General features: G+C 62.8%; 14 protein-coding genes and 1 tRNA gene. 10 read left to right on the top strand and 5 right to left on the bottom strand.

Features of this window, described 5'->3' with window-relative positions; translation table 11 throughout:
- Positions 1 to 325: 325 nt before the first annotated feature.
- A tRNA-Leu gene (locus LJE98_RS09580) sits at positions 326 to 410 on the bottom strand.
- 236 nt (positions 411 to 646) lie between these two features.
- Here LJE98_RS09580 and LJE98_RS09575 point away from each other — a divergent pair.
- Together LJE98_RS09575 and LJE98_RS09570 are read left to right on the top strand one after the other, a co-directional pair.
- The gene (locus LJE98_RS09575) at positions 647 to 1,138 is read left to right on the top strand and encodes an MbcA/ParS/Xre antitoxin family protein (RefSeq protein ID WP_229574996.1); all 492 of its coding nucleotides are present in this window, start codon (positions 647 to 649) and stop codon (positions 1,136 to 1,138) included.
- Positions 1,139 to 1,330: 192 nt separating this feature from the next.
- On the top strand, positions 1,331 to 2,965 hold the full coding sequence (locus LJE98_RS09570; protein WP_229574995.1) for an AMP-binding protein: 1,635 nt from the start codon (positions 1,331 to 1,333) through the stop codon (positions 2,963 to 2,965).
- Between the two features lie 35 nt (positions 2,966 to 3,000).
- Here LJE98_RS09570 and LJE98_RS09565 read toward each other — a convergent pair whose 3' ends face one another.
- The 3 genes from LJE98_RS09565 to secA form a co-directional block, all read right to left on the bottom strand.
- Positions 3,001 to 4,272: a GNAT family N-acetyltransferase gene (locus LJE98_RS09565; protein ID WP_229574994.1), complete on the bottom strand. Its 1,272-nt coding sequence runs from the start codon at positions 4,270 to 4,272 to the stop codon at positions 3,001 to 3,003.
- Positions 4,273 to 4,491: 219 nt separating this feature from the next.
- Complete coding sequence (locus tag LJE98_RS09560; RefSeq protein WP_229574993.1) at positions 4,492 to 5,691, bottom strand: acyltransferase family protein; 1,200 nt, start codon at positions 5,689 to 5,691, stop codon at positions 4,492 to 4,494.
- A gap of 101 nt (positions 5,692 to 5,792) precedes the next feature.
- Positions 5,793 to 8,489: a preprotein translocase subunit SecA gene (secA, locus tag LJE98_RS09555; protein WP_229574992.1), complete on the bottom strand. Its 2,697-nt coding sequence runs from the start codon at positions 8,487 to 8,489 to the stop codon at positions 5,793 to 5,795.
- A 245-nt stretch (positions 8,490 to 8,734) separates the two neighbouring features.
- On the opposite strand from secA, the gene LJE98_RS09550 reads away from it, so the two are divergent.
- From LJE98_RS09550 to LJE98_RS09525, 6 genes are all read left to right on the top strand, one after another.
- On the top strand, positions 8,735 to 9,598 hold the full coding sequence (locus LJE98_RS09550) for a peptidylprolyl isomerase (RefSeq protein ID WP_229574991.1): 864 nt from the start codon (positions 8,735 to 8,737) through the stop codon (positions 9,596 to 9,598).
- Between the two features lie 64 nt (positions 9,599 to 9,662).
- Entirely contained in the window at positions 9,663 to 10,904 is a 1,242-nt protein-coding gene (argJ, locus tag LJE98_RS09545) for a bifunctional glutamate N-acetyltransferase/amino-acid acetyltransferase ArgJ (RefSeq protein ID WP_229574990.1), read from the top strand.
- Complete coding sequence (locus LJE98_RS09540; RefSeq protein WP_420710128.1) at positions 10,873 to 11,688, top strand: GNAT family N-acetyltransferase; 816 nt, start codon at positions 10,873 to 10,875, stop codon at positions 11,686 to 11,688. The genes argJ and LJE98_RS09540 overlap by 32 nt, the downstream gene beginning before the upstream one ends.
- Positions 11,685 to 12,098, top strand: coding sequence for an 8-oxo-dGTP diphosphatase MutT (gene mutT / locus LJE98_RS09535; protein WP_229574988.1), 414 nt, complete (start codon positions 11,685 to 11,687; stop codon positions 12,096 to 12,098). The genes LJE98_RS09540 and mutT overlap by 4 nt, the downstream gene beginning before the upstream one ends.
- Positions 12,099 to 12,196: 98 nt before the next feature.
- A complete protein-coding gene (locus LJE98_RS09530) occupies positions 12,197 to 12,517 on the top strand; it encodes a hypothetical protein (RefSeq protein WP_229574987.1) in 321 nt (106 codons plus the stop codon).
- 67 nt (positions 12,518 to 12,584) lie between these two features.
- Positions 12,585 to 12,758, top strand: coding sequence for a Flp family type IVb pilin (locus tag LJE98_RS09525; RefSeq protein ID WP_229574986.1), 174 nt, complete (start codon positions 12,585 to 12,587; stop codon positions 12,756 to 12,758).
- 16 nt (positions 12,759 to 12,774) lie between these two features.
- Here the strand turns inward: LJE98_RS09525 and LJE98_RS09520 are convergent, their stop codons facing one another.
- Positions 12,775 to 13,653: a methyltransferase domain-containing protein gene (locus LJE98_RS09520; protein ID WP_229574985.1), complete on the bottom strand. Its 879-nt coding sequence runs from the start codon at positions 13,651 to 13,653 to the stop codon at positions 12,775 to 12,777.
- A gap of 81 nt (positions 13,654 to 13,734) precedes the next feature.
- On the opposite strand from LJE98_RS09520, the gene LJE98_RS09515 reads away from it, so the two are divergent.
- Together LJE98_RS09515 and grxC are read left to right on the top strand one after the other, a co-directional pair.
- Positions 13,735 to 14,511, top strand: a complete 777-nt coding sequence (locus tag LJE98_RS09515; protein ID WP_229574984.1) for a ComF family protein — start codon at positions 13,735 to 13,737, stop codon at positions 14,509 to 14,511.
- A 46-nt stretch (positions 14,512 to 14,557) separates the two neighbouring features.
- A complete protein-coding gene (gene grxC, locus LJE98_RS09510) occupies positions 14,558 to 14,812 on the top strand; it encodes a glutaredoxin 3 (protein ID WP_229574983.1) in 255 nt (84 codons plus the stop codon).
- The last annotated feature ends 2 nt before the right edge of the window (positions 14,813 to 14,814 follow it).

The raw sequence follows: 14,814 nt of genomic DNA, 5'->3' as shown, positions 1-14,814 counted from the left end.
GATAGGTAGGGCATGCTGAGGGTCCTATCAACCAGAGATGATCGGTGACCAGCACATAGAGCAATTTGGCAAACCTCTTGGCATTTGACGGTGTTCGAGCGGCGCAAGAATCATTGGCCGCGGCCCGCTCTGGCGCCCTGTCTGCATGCAACATTCGCAGCGATTTCTTGCCGAGGCGCGAGGAAGGCGGCTTGAGAATAAGGCGCAACCAGCGGGTCGATTGGCGCATTCGCCCAACCAGGCGATACACCCAGCGCGACAGACGGGTGGGAGAACCAGGCTCGAGCCGCTTTCCGACTGAGGTCGGGAGAATTTCGTTGAAAAATGGTGCCCCATGCCGGAATCGAACCAGCACTCCTTTCGGAACTCGATTTTGAGTCGAGCGCGTCTACCAGTTCCGCCAATGGGGCACGGTCTGGACGCAGGCGACTTACCATGGGCTGCGGCGAGCTTGCAAGGGGTGTCGAATGCCGTTTCTGTGGGGATCGTTTGGGCGCCGACGGGCCTGGTTCCAGACCGGGCTGATTGCGTAGCGTGTTGAAGCGACTTTGCCGGAATGCTAGACAAGGCGCGACCCGCACGAGCAGTCCTGTGGGGGGCCTGGCGTGTCGTCGGGACGATTTCACATCCACGGAAAGCAAGACGCATGACCACTCCGGCCAAGAAGATCCGCATCCCCCAGTCCGTCAAGCAGGTTGTCGTGGATGCTACGCTGTTGCCGAAGGCTCCGGCACAGCCCGTTTCTGCCAAGGGCAAGCGCAAGACAAAGGCTGCGGCGCCAGTGGTTGCCAAGCCGGCCGCTGCCGTCGATGGCACGGCGAAGGTCAACATCGTGGCGCCGGTCGCGCCGCAGGTGGCGGCCATGCGGCAGAAGTTGAAGCAGCAGTCGGTCCAATCGCAGATCGCGCGGGTCGATGCCGCGATCGAGGCGGGTACGGTTTCGCCGGCGGATGCCAAGGCCCTGGTGCTGGCGCTGGCGATGAGGCGGCTCGGTTCGCAGGACGCGGCCGAAAAGTGGTATCGCAGCCAGCATCTTGAGGCTTTCGGCGGTCGCACACCGGCCCAGATGGTGCGCGGCGGAGAATTGAAGGCGCTGGTCGCGCTGATGCGGGCGGAAGCGGCGCAGAACAAGACCTGACAGACGGGGTGGCATCGGCCGCCGCCCGAGGGGTCCAGGCGATTTTCCCTTGAAGCGACCGCGACTTGCGGCGAGCCACCACCCACTTTCCGGTGAGGCGTTTGCGCGTGATTTACGCTATAACCAGCCGCTCATTGTGCATCTGCGAGATGAGTGCTAGCTGAGACAGCATGAGGATCCGGAATCTCAGCCATGCTGCTTGAGCCGCGCGACACTTTCGAGGCGCTTCGCCGCGATTTCCATTGGAATATTCCCGCCGATTTCAACATCGGGCGCGTGGTCTCCGACGACTGGGCCGCCAAGGCGCCAGAGCGCATCTGCCTTCAACATTTCTCGCCCGATGGCGACCACCTCACGATGACCTATGGCGTGCTTGCGGCGCATTCCTCGGCGCTCGCGCATGGATTGACGGATCTCGGTGTTCTTGCCGGTGACCGGGTGGCGCTGCTTCTGCCGCAATGCTTCGAGACCGTCATCGCGCATGTCGCGATCTACAAGATGGGTGCGATCGCCTTGCCGCTGGCGCTGCTTTTCGGCGAGGAGGCGCTGGAGTACCGGCTGCGGGACGCCGGTGCGCGGGTCGTGATCACGAATGGTTTCGGCTTGCAGCGGCTGAAGACAATCAAGGCGCGCCTGCCGGAACTGCAGACGGTGATTTCGATCGATGGTGCCGGTCCCGACATTGTCGGTTTCCATGCGGTGATCGACAGCAAGCCATCCGTGTTCGAGATCGCCGGGAGCGGGCCCGATATGCCGGCGTTGATGATCTATACCTCGGGCACAACGGGGCCGCCGAAGGGCGCTTTGCACGGTCATCGCGTACTGGCTGGCCATATTCCGGGTTTTCAGCTGGCGCATGACTACCTGCCGCAGCCCGACGACAGGGTCTGGACGCCCTCGGACTGGGCCTGGGCGGGCGGTTTGCTCAATGCCTTGCTGCCGGCGTTGATGCTCGGCGTGCCGGTCGTTTCGTCGCCAGCGCAGAAATTCGATCCGCATATGGCATTCCGGATCATGGCCGAAATGAAGGTCCGCAACGCGTTCATTCCGCCGACGGCCCTCAGGTTGCTGAAGGCCGTGGAGCGGCCGCGCGAGGCTTACGACCTGGTGCTGCGCAGCATAGGCTCTGCAGGGGAATCGCTCGGGCGCGAGACCTATGAATGGGTGAAGTCCGCGCTGGGGATCGTGCCAAACGAATTCTATGGCCAGACGGAGTGCAATTTCGTGCTGTCGTCAGCCGCCCATCTCGGCGTCACCAAGGGTGGCTTCATTGGCAAGGCAGTGCCGGGGCACGAGGTCGCGATCATCGATGCCGGGGGCCGCGAAGTGCCGGTCGGTGAGACGGGTCAGGTGGCGATCCGGCGACCCGATCCCGTGATGTTCCTCGGTTACTGGAACAATGCGAAGGCGACGGCGGACAAATTCGTCGGCGACTGGATGAAGACGGGCGATCTCGGCCGGCAGGACGAGGACGGCTACGTGCAGTTCTTCGGCCGCGACGACGACGTGATTACGTCGTCGGGCTACCGGATCGGGCCGGCCGAGATCGAGGATTGCCTGATCGGCCATCCGGCGGTGCGGCTTGCGGCTGTGATCGGCAAGCCGGACGTGCTCAGAACCGAGATCGTCAAGGCTTTCGTCGTTGTGCAGGCGGGCCACGAGCCGGGACCGGCGCTTGCCGCAGAGGTTCGCGACTGGGTGAAGAACCGGCTGTCGATGCACGAATATCCGCGCGAGATCGAATTCGTGGCGGAGCTGCCACTGACCACCAGCGGCAAGGTGATCCGCAGGCTGCTGCGGGACCAGGAAATCGCCAGGGCGAGCTGAGCCGGGGCGGGTGCCGTGTTCCGACGAGCCCCTGATCAGCCGCCGAAGCGGCGATTGAGAACCTTGTCGCGCAGGATGCGGGCGATGTTGCGGGTGTTGCGGTACATGTGCAGCTGCGCGCCGACCTGGCGCACGTCGCGGTCGGCATTGGGCTTCAGGCCGACCACCAGCGTGCCCATGGCTTCACGTTCCTTCCAGAAGCGGCTCATGATCGGATGATCAGGCACGGCACAACTGTCCGTGCGCTGGATGTTGGCGTCGTCGAGGTGCCATTCGGTGAGATCAGCCATCAGGAGCTTGCCCGGTGAGAAGCGGGCATAGGTCTCGTCATAGGCCGTCTTCCAGGTATAAGCCTCGCCCGCCATGATGAAGACCACCATGGAGGCGATGGCGCGGCCTTCCAGGTCGAGCGTGTGGATGCGGACCGCGTCGGCTTCGGCCAGATTGGTGATGGCTTCTCGGGCAAAGGCGGCGCGCAGGCGGTCGTTGACCATGGCGGAGCGCTTGCGCCCCTTCCAGCCGCTCGCTTCCAGCGCCAGGAATTCTTCCATGCGGGCGCGGATCTCTTCCGGCTGGCGGGCGACGTTGTAGGTCACGGAACCCTGCTCCGAGAGGAGCCGGAACTGGCGGCGCATCTCGCGCAGATGGTTCTTGTTGAGGGCCGCCTGCAAATAGTTCGGGCCGTCCTCGTAACTCTGCAGCATGGGGCGCTGGTATTCGTTGGTGACTGTCAGCGGCAGGTCGCGGGCGAGCGCCACGGCACGGGCGAGCTGGGCGAAACGGCCTTCCAGGCGCAGATCCGGAATGACGAGCAGGGCCGGCAGGCGGGCTTCGGGGCGGGCCAGCGCTTCGAGCAGGTTGTCGATCGTCTCGGCGGCCCCTTCCGCATCGACCAGGGGCGTGCCGAGCGGACCGAAGGGATTGGCCCAGACGCGGATGATCGAGGGGCCGACGGAGAAGCCTGGTTTCTCGACCGAGAAGGGGAAAAGCAGGCGCAGGCGCGAACGGCGTTCGTCTTCGTCGCGCACGACGGCAAAGCGGACCTGGCGCTCTTCCAGCCGCGGCATGGCAGGGGCGAGGAAACGCGGGGCAAAGAAGACATTGGGCTCCATGACGCGATAGGTCAGGTATTCGAGTTCGTCCTGGAGTTCATAACCCATCTGGCCGGGATAAACGCTGAGACGACGACCGGGGCGGCCGACCGCGACTTCCATCTCGGCAACCGGCGCCGGAGCGCCGCCTGCGAGACTTCCCACCAGTCGATTGGCGTCGCTGTTCATGCTCTCGTTGTAGATGCGTTCTGTCATGGGCGGACGGCCTCCCGCCGGGGCGTCAGGTCACGCGGATCGGCAAAGTCCCTCGCTGCCATGCGCCGGGCGCGGGCCGTCTCGTCCTCGGCCAAGAGCGCACGGACCAGACGCGGGCCTGCGGGCAACCATTTTTCCGCGCTTTCCAGAACAGTCATCGGTACGGACGCAATACTTCTCGCTGGGTCGGATATGGGCTCCAGTGATGACAGATCAGGGTTAACGAAGTGTGGTGATGCGGACCTGCTGGCTGTCGGTGTCGCGTGGCGTGCGAGGCACGCCGTTGAAGAGGAAAAGTGCCAGCGGGGAGCGCCGGATGAGGCGGTGCGCCGCATAGGAGAGCACTGACGTCGCGATGCAGACCACAGCGAACTCCGCGACGGGCGGCCAGGTAGTGAGGAGAAAGAGGGTCGACAAGGCGTAGATGATGGGGTGATGCAGCAGGTAGATGCTGAAGGAGGCATCGACGATGCGATCTATGCGCGGGTCGCCACGGTTCCAGAAGCGCCGGGCGATGCCGATCACAACGAAGCTGGCAAGGAGGGCCGCTGCACCATCCACGGCGTTGTAGGCGATTTCGAGGTCTGTCGTGGTCCGCCCGCGCAAGAGGGAAGCGGAAACGGCCGTGATTCCGGCGAGTGTGGGAAGTGCCCAACCCTTTTGCCAGACGAAAAGCGCTCGGACGTCGGGCGCGCCTCTCAGGGCAACGCCGATCAGAAAGAACGGCAGATAGCGGAGATAGGGATCAATGCCATGGGCGAGGAGATAGGGCAGGGTGCCGTCGCTTGCGAGCATGGCTTGATGCGAGAGATAGACCACAATCTCCCATGTCGCGAGGACCATGAGCAGCATTGCGAGCGCGGCGTGGGGGTGTCCTGCGCAACGAAGACGAAGAGCGGCAAGCCCATCGGCGATCGGCCCCTGGCGGATCCATGGCTGCAGCAGGACCAGCAGGAGACTGTAGGCCAGCAATGCCGGTAGAAACCACAGGTGCATGATCCAGCCGAAGCCCGGATGGGTGACGTCTTCTGCAGCGCGGCCGAGCGCAGTTGCCATCGGCATAACACCGGTCACGGCTTCATTGAGGTCGATCAGGACGATCTGCAAGGGGGCCAGCAGCGCAAGGCCAGTCAGGAAGGGAATGCCGAGCCGCGTCAGGCGGCTGCGAAGCCAAAGGGCCGGGGGCCTTCGCTCCAGCATCATGGCGGCGAAATAGCCGGCGACGATGAAGAAGGCCGGCATGCGGAAGGTGACGAAAACGCCGCTCACAAAAGTGAGAAATTCGCTCTTATCCGGCGACTGAATGTCCCACAAAACGCGTGTGTTGTAGGCCATTGCGGCGTGATAGGGGATGCCGAGAAGCATCAGAAAAGCGCGCAGCGAATCCCAATGGTGCTCCCGCGCTGACCCAGCCGACATCCTGTCCTCCGAAAGAAAGGGGAACCGGGCCGGATGGCGCGGTTCCCCTCAACAGGCAGAAGCTGCCAGCGAAAGATTGAGAAAGCCTCAAGGCCTCACGATCAAGCCTCAAGCACGCCGTGGCAATGCTTGTATTTCTTGCCGGAGCCGCAGGGGCAGGGTTCGTTGCGGCCGATGGCGCCCCAGGTCTTGGGGTCCTGCGGGTCGCGATCCTGCGGCGGCACCTGGGCACCGTCGGCAAAATCGTCCTCGCCAGTGGTGGCGTCGACGTGATGGCCGGTCATTGGCGGCGGGGTCGGGGCCGGCGGTGCTTCGCGCACGAGTTCGACGCGCGACATCTGCGTGGTCACGGCATCGCGCAGGTTGGCGAGCAGGGCCTGGAAGAGTTCAAAGGCTTCGGCTTTGTATTCCTGCAGCGGATCGCGCTGGGCATAGCCGCGGAAACCGACGACCGAGCGCAAATGATCGAGGTTGACGATGTGCTCGCGCCACAGATTGTCGATGGTCTGCAGAACGACCGAGCGCTCGACATAGGCCATCAATTCCGCGCCGAAACGCTCGGCCTTGTCGGAATAAGCCTTGTCGGCGGCTTCCATGAGGCGGTTGTAAATGTCGTCCTCGGCGATGCCTTCCTCGGCGGCCCAGGCGTCGACCGGCAGGTCGAGGTTCAGCGTGGCTGCAACCTTCTGCTTGAGGCCGGCAACGTCCCACTGTTCGGCATAGGCGTTCGGCGGCACATGGATGGCGACCATGGTCTCGATGACTTCGTGGCGCATGTCGGTCACGGTGGTCGAGACATCTGTCGAGTCCATCAGCTCGATGCGCTGCTCGAAGATCACCTTGCGCTGGTCGTTGATGACGTCGTCATACTTCAGAAGGTTCTTGCGGATGTCGAAGTTGCGGGCTTCGACTTTCTTCTGAGCGCGTTCGAGCGCCTTGTTGATCCAGGGGTGGACGATGGCTTCGCCGTCCTTCAGGCCGAGCTTCTGCAGCATGCCGTCCATACGGTCGGATCCGAAGATGCGCATTAGATCGTCCTGGAGCGACAGGTAGAATTTCGAGCGACCCGGGTCGCCCTGACGACCGGAACGGCCGCGCAGCTGGTTGTCGATACGGCGGCTTTCGTGACGTTCGGTGGCGATGACGTAGAGGCCGCCGGCTTCGAGCGCCTTCTGCTTGAGGGCTGCGATCTCCGCCTTGATGGTTTCGGCTTTGGCCTCGCGTTCCGGACCCGGCTCCATTTCGGCCAGTTCGTGTTCGAGGCGCATGTCGAGATTGCCGCCGAGCTGGATGTCGGTACCGCGGCCGGCCATGTTGGTGGCGATGGTGACGGCGCCGGGCACACCGGCCTGGGAGACGATATAGGCCTCCTGTTCGTGATAACGGGCGTTCAGGACCTTGAAGTCCTTGAATCCGGACTGGCTCAGCATGTTGGCGAGAAGTTCGGACTTTTCGATCGAGGTGGTGCCGACGAGAACGGGCTGGTTGCGATCGCTGGCGGCCTTGATCTCCTCGATGATCGCCTTGAACTTTTCGTCGACCGTCCGGTAGACCTCGTCGTCCTCGTCAATACGCTGGATCGGAAGGTTGGTCGGGACTTCGACCACTTCGAGGCCGTAGATGTTGGCGAATTCTTCGGCTTCGGTCGCTGCCGTTCCGGTCATGCCGGCCAGCTTCTTGTACATGCGGAAGTAGTTCTGGAAAGTGATCGAGGCGAGTGTCTGGTTCTCGGGCTGGATCTGGACCTTTTCCTTCGCTTCCAGTGCCTGGTGCTGGCCTTCCGAATAGCGGCGGCCCGGCATCATGCGGCCGGTGAATTCATCGATGATGACGATTTCGCCGTTGCGGACGATGTAGTCCTTGTCGCGCAGGAAAAGCTTGTGGGCCTTCAGCGCATTGTTGATGTGATGGACGATCGCGACGTTTTCTACGTCGTAGAGGCTCTCGCCCTTCAGAAGTCCGGCCTCGCGGAGGAGATTTTCCAGCTTCTCCGTGCCGACTTCGGAGAAGTTGGCCGAGCGCTGCTTTTCGTCGATTTCGTAGTCTTCTTCCGACAGCAGCGGGATGAAGGCATCGATCGTGGTGTAGAGGTCCGAGCGATCGTCGAGCGGGCCGGAGATGATCAGCGGGGTACGCGCCTCGTCGACAAGGATCGAGTCCACTTCGTCGACGATCGCGAAGTTGTGGCCGCGCTGCACCATCTGGCCGCGCTCATACTTCATGTTGTCGCGCAGATAGTCGAAACCGAGTTCGTTGTTGGTCGCATAGGTAACGTCGCAGGCATAGGCCGCGCGGCGCTCGTCGTCGCTGAGCCCATGCACGATGACGCCCGTGGTCAGCCCGAGGAAGCCGTAGAGCTTCGACATGGTGGCCGCGTCGCGGCTGGCGAGGTAATCGTTGACGGTGACGACGTGTACGCCCTTGCCGGCCAGCGCATTCAGGTAGACCGCCAGCGTGGCAACAAGGGTTTTGCCTTCGCCGGTCTTCATTTCGGCAATGGAATTGTCGTTGAGGATCATCGCGCCGACCAGCTGGACGTCGAATGGACGCATGCCGAGCGCGCGGCGGGAGCCTTCGCGGGCAACCGCAAATGCGGGGACGAGGATATCGTCGAGCGTCTTGCCGGCGGCAAGCTCCGCGCGGAATTCGACGGTCTTTGCCGCGAGCTGTTCGTCGGTCAGCGTCCTCAGCTTTTCCTCAAGCGCCCCGATTGCAGCGACGCGGGGATTATAGGAACGCACGCGGCGCTCATTCGACGAGCCGAATATTTTGCGCGCAAGTCCACCAAGACTGACCATATCGATGGTCCTTTCTGACCTTCGTCATATCGTTGATGTACCCATCGGAGCACACTCGGCGCAGACGAATAGGCACAATGCGTCCTGAAACTGCTCTGGACGCGAGGTTGCGTGACAGATAAGAGGGGGGTCGAATGATGTCAACGGCGCAGGCAGGTCGCAAATCCCCCCGGTCGCCGGGCATCTGACAATCTTTTGCCCGATTCGAACGGTCTTCAAACGGTTCATCATCCGAAAGGTCTTTCATGCTCCGCCTCAATAAAATCGTGCTTGCCGCCTGCGTTTCCCTCTCTGCTCTCTACGGTGCGGCTTCCGCACAGGACGCGACCGTGGTCGCCAAGGTCGGTGATGTCGAAATCACCCAGTCCGAACTCGACCTTGCCATTGCAAACCTCGATCCGCAGCTCGCGCAGCTTCCCGATGAGCAGAAGAAGGTCGCGGCCCTCTCCGGCGCCATCGATGTGAAGCTGCTTGCCGCAAATGCGACCGCCGACGGCCTGCAGGACGATCCGGAATACAAGCGCCGCCTGGCCTTCATTGCCGAGCGCGAATTGCACAATGCCTTCTTCAAGAAGAACGTCGTGGATGCTGTTACCGCCGACGAAGTGAAGGCGCGCTACGACAAGGAAATCGCTGCACTTCCGAAGCAGGAGGAAGTGCGCGCCCGCCACATCCTGGTGAAGACCGAGGAAGAGGCCAAGCAGATCATCGCCGATCTCGACGCCGGCAAGGATTTCATCGAAATCGCCAAGGAAAAGTCAACCGACCCGAACAAGACGGAAGGCGGCGATCTCGGCTATTTCACCAAGGGCCGCATGGTCCCGGAATTCGAGGAAGTCGCCTTCGCGCTCGAAAAGGGTGCCTATACGAAAACCCCGGTTCAGACCCAGTTCGGCTTCCACGTCATTCTTCTCGAAGACAAGCGTGATGCGCCCCCGCCGGCCTTCGAGGCCGTCGAGCAGCAGGTTCGCCAGCTGGTCATGCGCGACAAGTATCTCGCACTGATCGAAAAGGCGAAGGCCGAGCAGACGATCGAGATCGTCGACGAGGCGCTTCGCAAGGGTTACGAAGACGCCAACAAGGCAGAGCAACAGCCAGAGCAGCAGTAAGCTCCTTCATCCGAATCCATCTTCAGGCCCGCAGTTTGCGGGCCTTCCATTACGGGCCGCAGCCATGTCTTCCAGCATTTCTCCCCTCGCGCCGAAAACCTATGCCGACATGCCCGTCATCCGCGGTGTGCGGATGGCGACGGCTGCCGCAGGCATCAAGTACAAGAATCGCACCGACGTGCTCCTGATGGCCTTCGACCAGCCGGCATCCGTCGCTGGTGTCTTCACCAAGTCGAAGTGCCCGTCGGCGCCGGTCGATTTCTGCCGGCAGAACCTCGCGCATGGCATGGCGCGCGGCGTCGTCGTCAATTCGGGCAATGCCAATGCCTTCACCGGCGCGAAGGGCAAGGCTGCGACAGAACTGACCGCGAAGTCGGCGGCCGGGGCGCTGGGCTGTGGCGAAAACGAAATCTATCTCGCATCGACCGGCGTCATCGGCGAGCCGCTGGATGCAACCAAGTTTTCCGGCGTGCTGGACCAGATGGCGCAGCAGGCGAGGGGCGACACCTGGTTCGAGGCCGCCAAGGCGATCATGACCACGGACACCTATCCGAAGGTTGCGACGCGTAGCGCCGATATCGATGGTGTGACGGTCACGATCAACGGGATTGCCAAGGGTGCCGGTATGATCGCGCCCGATATGGCGACCATGCTCTCCTTCGTTGTGACCGATGCCGACATCGCGCCTCATGCCCTGCAGGGGCTTCTCTCTGAAGGTGTCGAGCCGAGCTTCAATGCGATCACTGTCGACAGTGACACTTCGACATCCGACACGCTGATGCTGTTTGCGACCGGTGTCGCCTCTGGCGACGGTCAGGCCAGGATCGAGCAGGCAGACGATGCGCGCCTCGGCGCGTTTCGTCTGGCACTCAACGACCTGTTGAAGGATCTGGCGCTCCAGGTCGTTCGCGATGGTGAAGGCGCGCGCAAGATGGTGGAGATCACCGTCAAGGGCGCGGAAAGCGACCTCGCGGCGAAGAAGATCGCGCTGTCGATCGCCAATTCGCCGCTGGTCAAGACTGCAGTTGCGGGCGAGGATGCCAATTGGGGCCGTATCGTCATGGCGGTGGGCAAGTCCGGCGAAATGGCCGATCGCGACCGGCTTGCCATCTGGTTCGGTGACGTGCGCGTCGCCGTCAACGGCGAGCGGGACCCGGCCTATTCCGAGGAGGCGACGACGGCCGTGATGGAGCGGGAGGACATTCCCGTTACCGTGGATATCGGTCTCGGCTCCGGCAAAGCCACAGTCTGGACCTGCGACCTGACGAAGGAATATGTCGCCATCAACGGCGACTATCGGAGCTGACATCCGAATGCATGCAATGGTAAGCAATCCCAACCTGCCGCTCGTCCGGCGCCTTGAAGCGGTCGGTTTTCGCGCCTGGCCGGCGAGCAGTGTCATCTATGACGGCAGCTGGCAGGTTCGCTTGACCGGCGGTCATCCCGGCAAGCGGCTGAACTGCATCGTGCCGCTCGACCCTTCCGACAGCCGCGACATCGCGATCCGGATCGAGAAGGCGGGCAAACGCTTCGAGGCGCATGGACGGCCACTGCTGGTGCGCCAGACGCCATTGTCGCCGAAGCCGCTGATCGACTTTCTCGCGGCCGATGGCTGGGAGCGTTTCGAGGAGGTGGTGACGATGACCGCCGATCTCGGCCACATGACGTTCCCAGACACGCTGGACCACCTGCCGACGCAGGATGTCGGGCGCTATGTGGATGCGGATATCGCGGTGCATGGCGGCGATGCGTCCCTGAAGCCGGCGCTCGCGGAAATCATCACCGGCATCAAGCCGCCATCCGGACTGTTCGTCATCGAGGATGCAGCCGAGGGGCCGCTGGCGGCTGCTCTCTGCGTTCAGGACAATGATCTCGCAGGCATCATGTCGCTCGCGGTCAGGGCGGACCGCCGCCGGCAGGGGCTTGGGATCGAGATCCTGAGTTCGGCGCTTCGCTGGGCCCGGATGCGCGGTGCGCGGACAGCCTGGCTGCAGGTGGTGGCCGAGAATGCGCAGGCATTGGCTCTCTACCGCAAGATGGGTTTCGAGGAGGCCTATCGCTACGCCTACTGGCGAAAGGCGTCCGCATGACCGAGGTGAAGAAGCCCATCCTGCTGGTCGTGGCCTGTGCGCTCGTCGATACGGACAACCGGATCCTGCTGGCGCAACGTCCCGAGGGCAAGTCCCTCGCGGGCCTCTGGGAATTTCCCGGCGGCAAGGTCGAGGCCGGAGAGACGCCGGAGGAAACGCTGGTGCGCGAACTCGAGGAAGAACTCGGCATCAAGACCAAGGTCGCCTGCCTCGCGCCACTGACGTTTGCCAGCCATACCTATGAGAGTTTCCACCTCCTGATGCCGCTCTATGTCTGCCGTCGCTATGAGGGCATTCCGCAGGGGCGGGAGGGGCAGGCGATCAAGTGGGTCAAGGCCAAGGCGCTTCGCGACTATCCGATGCCGCCGGCGGATGAACCGCTCATTCCGGTTCTCCAGGATCTTCTCTGACAAAACGCTCATCAACGCAGCGTCGTTAATCAAAAGTTTATACCCGCCACCGCAATATACCCTCTGTTCATGCGTCGAACACGTGTGTGGAGCGGAATATGGCAAACGAGGATTTCTGGAAGGCCGCACGGTCTCGAGAGCGGTCTTCGATCAAGACGGGCAGGACCGGGGTCCTCAACATCGCGCTGCTGTTCGGCACGGCTGCGATCGCGCTTTCGCTCGTTCTGACGCCGATGCTTGCGTCCAAGTCCGATCGCAAGACCCTGGCTTTCCAGCCGGACGAATTCGACATGATCACCACCGGTTCCATCCCGAAGGACGACAGCGGCAAGCGATACACGATCCGTCGCAGCGTGCTGCAGGAGACACCGGGTTCGGTGTGTATCGTCGACGGCTATGCTTCGGGCCAGGCCTGCTGAAGACGAATGAAAGGGCCGGCATTCGTAGGGGTGCGGTGCCTGGGATCACATCAACGAGGGGGTGAGAATGCGCCTTTTCCGCCAATTGCTCTCGGACCTTCGTGGGGCCACGGCCATTGAATACGGCCTGATTGCCGCGATCATGAGCGTCGCTCTGATCAGCGGCTACGGCGCCTTCACGGGCGCGTTGATGGGAACCTTCAACACCGTCGGGACTGAAGTCACCAACGCCGGAAAGTAATCCGAGCGCGGCTCGATCACGTGGTGCGCCTGGTTGGGTCGAGAGCGTCGGCGAGGCGCATCTTGGCCGAGCCGGGCTTCAGCGGCTTCTGCTGGCTTTCATGCGGTGCCCATCCCGAAACGAAGATGATCGCGAAGGTGGCGCGGATGCGGCCGTCCGGGTCGGAAAATCGCTCGGCATAAAGTTCGGCCGCCCTGAGGAAGAAGCGGCGGGAAACCGGGCGGCGGCTGCGGCCCTGCAGCGGGTTCGCCATGCCCATGGCTTTCAGATCCCGCATCAGGGCGAAGATATGATCGTAGCGCACGGTGAAGGTTTCCTCGTCGATGACGGGAAGCGCGAAGCCGGCACGCTGGAGGAGTGAGCCGACATCGCGGATATCGGCGAAGGGCACGACGCGGGGGCTCGCACCGCCATAGATCTCCGTTTCCGCCGCCAGCATGACTTCCCGGAGTTCCGTCAGCGTTCCTGCTCCGGGGATCGCGGCCAGAAGCAGGCCATCGGGCTTGAGGGCGCGGCGCATCTGGATCAGCACCCCGGGTGTGTCATTGGTCAGATGCAACGCCAGCGGCGAGAGAATGAGGTTCACCGATTGCGCCTCGAGCGGAACGCTCTCGTAATTCGCGACGGCCACAGCCTGCCCGTCCTCGCCGAAGGCCGCATCGGTTTCGATCCGGCGCAGCCGCTCGATCTTGCCCGTCGCCAACGCTGCCTTTGCCGCAAGACCGGTTCCACCGAAAAGTTCGACGGCGTCCTCGAAGCGGCGCTCGACCAGGGCCAGCCGATCGGCGAGTTCGCGCGCGGTCAGGTCCAGCAGAAAATCGCTGCCAGGGGCGTTGCGGGCGAGCGCTCGGGCGCGGTTGCGGGCGATCAGGGCTTCGTCGAACAGGTCATTCATGGCGGCATTCCCGGTTTTCGGCAGGGCTCTCACAAGATTTCCCGCATTGGCTGAACGCCGACGTGGGCGTAAAGTCGATGCATGTGGGCTCACTTAGTGCAGAAATCTGCATCCGTCAGCCGGTATCGTGCCGGAGCGGTGCTGCGTGGCTTGTTTCATGTCATCTATCCACCGGCCTGCGCCCATTGCCACATCCATGTGGCCAGCCACCACGCGCTCTGCCCACGCTGCTGGGGCGAGATGCGGCTGATCGAGAAGCCCTATTGTCCTGTTCTCGGTCTGCCTTTCGCGCATGACCCGGGCGAGGGCATGGTGTCGCCGCAGGCGATGGCCCATCCGCCGGTCTTCGACCGGTTGCGATCCGTGGCTTTGCATGAAGGGGTGGCGCGGCACCTCGTGCATGGCCTCAAATATCGCGACAGGGTGGACCTGGCGCCGATGATGGCGGGCTGGATGTTAAGGGCGGCCTCGGCCGAGGTGGCCGAAGCGGACGCGATCGTCGCCGTGCCGCTGCATCGGATGCGGATATTCCGGCGGATGTTCAATCAGTCGGCGGAACTCGCCCGACATCTGTCCGCGCAATCCGGCAAGCCCTTCTTGGCTGAGGCGCTGGTGCGGCGCAAACGGACCCGCCAGCAGGTGGGGCTGACGGCGAACCAGCGGTCGCTGAATGTGCGGGGCGCCTTCGGTGTGCCGGAGGGCAGAGAGGATCTCGTTTTCGGCAAGCGGATCGTGTTGGTCGACGATGTCTACACGACGGGAGCGACAGTGAGTGCCGCAACGACTGCCCTGAAAAAGGCAGGCGCTGCGGATGTCACTGTTTTGACCTTTGCAAGGGCACTCACCGGGCCTATATGAGGGGATCAACCCCCTATCTACCCGACGCTTTCCGGCGGAGAACTTCATGGCTGACGTCACGATCTACACACGGCAATTCTGCGGCTACTGCGCCAGCGCCAAGGCCCTGCTCGACAGCAAAGGCGTCGCCTATGTCGAGCATGACGCGACAGGCAAGCCGGATCTGCGTGAGGAAATGATCGCCAAGTCCGGCCGCAATACTTTCCCGCAGATCTTCATCGGCAGCCGGCATGTCGGTGGCTGCGACGACCTGCATGCACTCGATCGGGCCGGCAAGCTCGATCCGCTTCTCGCAAAGTAAGG

Source organism: Rhizobium sp. 'Codium 1' (assembly GCF_020889605.1).
Taxonomy (GTDB): domain Bacteria; phylum Pseudomonadota; class Alphaproteobacteria; order Rhizobiales; family Rhizobiaceae; genus Allorhizobium; species Allorhizobium algae.
The sequence above is the reverse complement of the archived record's forward strand: the minus strand, read 5'-3'. Positions and strand labels throughout refer to the sequence as shown.

Coding starts and splice junctions, on each gene's coding strand:
- LJE98_RS09550 (WP_229574991.1), top strand. CDS start 8,735: ATGCTCCGCCTCAATAAAATCGTGCTTGCCGCCTGCGTTTCCCTCTCT.
- LJE98_RS09560 (WP_229574993.1), bottom strand. CDS start 5,691: ATGTCGGCTGGGTCAGCGCGGGAGCACCATTGGGATTCGCTGCGCGCT.
- LJE98_RS09520 (WP_229574985.1), bottom strand. CDS start 13,653: ATGAATGACCTGTTCGACGAAGCCCTGATCGCCCGCAACCGCGCCCGA.
- LJE98_RS09530 (WP_229574987.1), top strand. CDS start 12,197: ATGGCAAACGAGGATTTCTGGAAGGCCGCACGGTCTCGAGAGCGGTCT.
- LJE98_RS09575 (WP_229574996.1), top strand. CDS start 647: ATGACCACTCCGGCCAAGAAGATCCGCATCCCCCAGTCCGTCAAGCAG.
- mutT (WP_229574988.1), top strand. CDS start 11,685: ATGACCGAGGTGAAGAAGCCCATCCTGCTGGTCGTGGCCTGTGCGCTC.
- LJE98_RS09540 (WP_420710128.1), top strand. CDS start 10,873: ATGTCGCCATCAACGGCGACTATCGGAGCTGACATCCGAATGCATGCA.
- argJ (WP_229574990.1), top strand. CDS start 9,663: ATGTCTTCCAGCATTTCTCCCCTCGCGCCGAAAACCTATGCCGACATG.
- secA (WP_229574992.1), bottom strand. CDS start 8,489: ATGGTCAGTCTTGGTGGACTTGCGCGCAAAATATTCGGCTCGTCGAAT.
- LJE98_RS09515 (WP_229574984.1), top strand. CDS start 13,735: ATGTGGGCTCACTTAGTGCAGAAATCTGCATCCGTCAGCCGGTATCGT.
- LJE98_RS09570 (WP_229574995.1), top strand. CDS start 1,331: ATGCTGCTTGAGCCGCGCGACACTTTCGAGGCGCTTCGCCGCGATTTC.
- LJE98_RS09525 (WP_229574986.1), top strand. CDS start 12,585: ATGCGCCTTTTCCGCCAATTGCTCTCGGACCTTCGTGGGGCCACGGCC.
- grxC (WP_229574983.1), top strand. CDS start 14,558: ATGGCTGACGTCACGATCTACACACGGCAATTCTGCGGCTACTGCGCC.
- LJE98_RS09565 (WP_229574994.1), bottom strand. CDS start 4,272: ATGACAGAACGCATCTACAACGAGAGCATGAACAGCGACGCCAATCGA.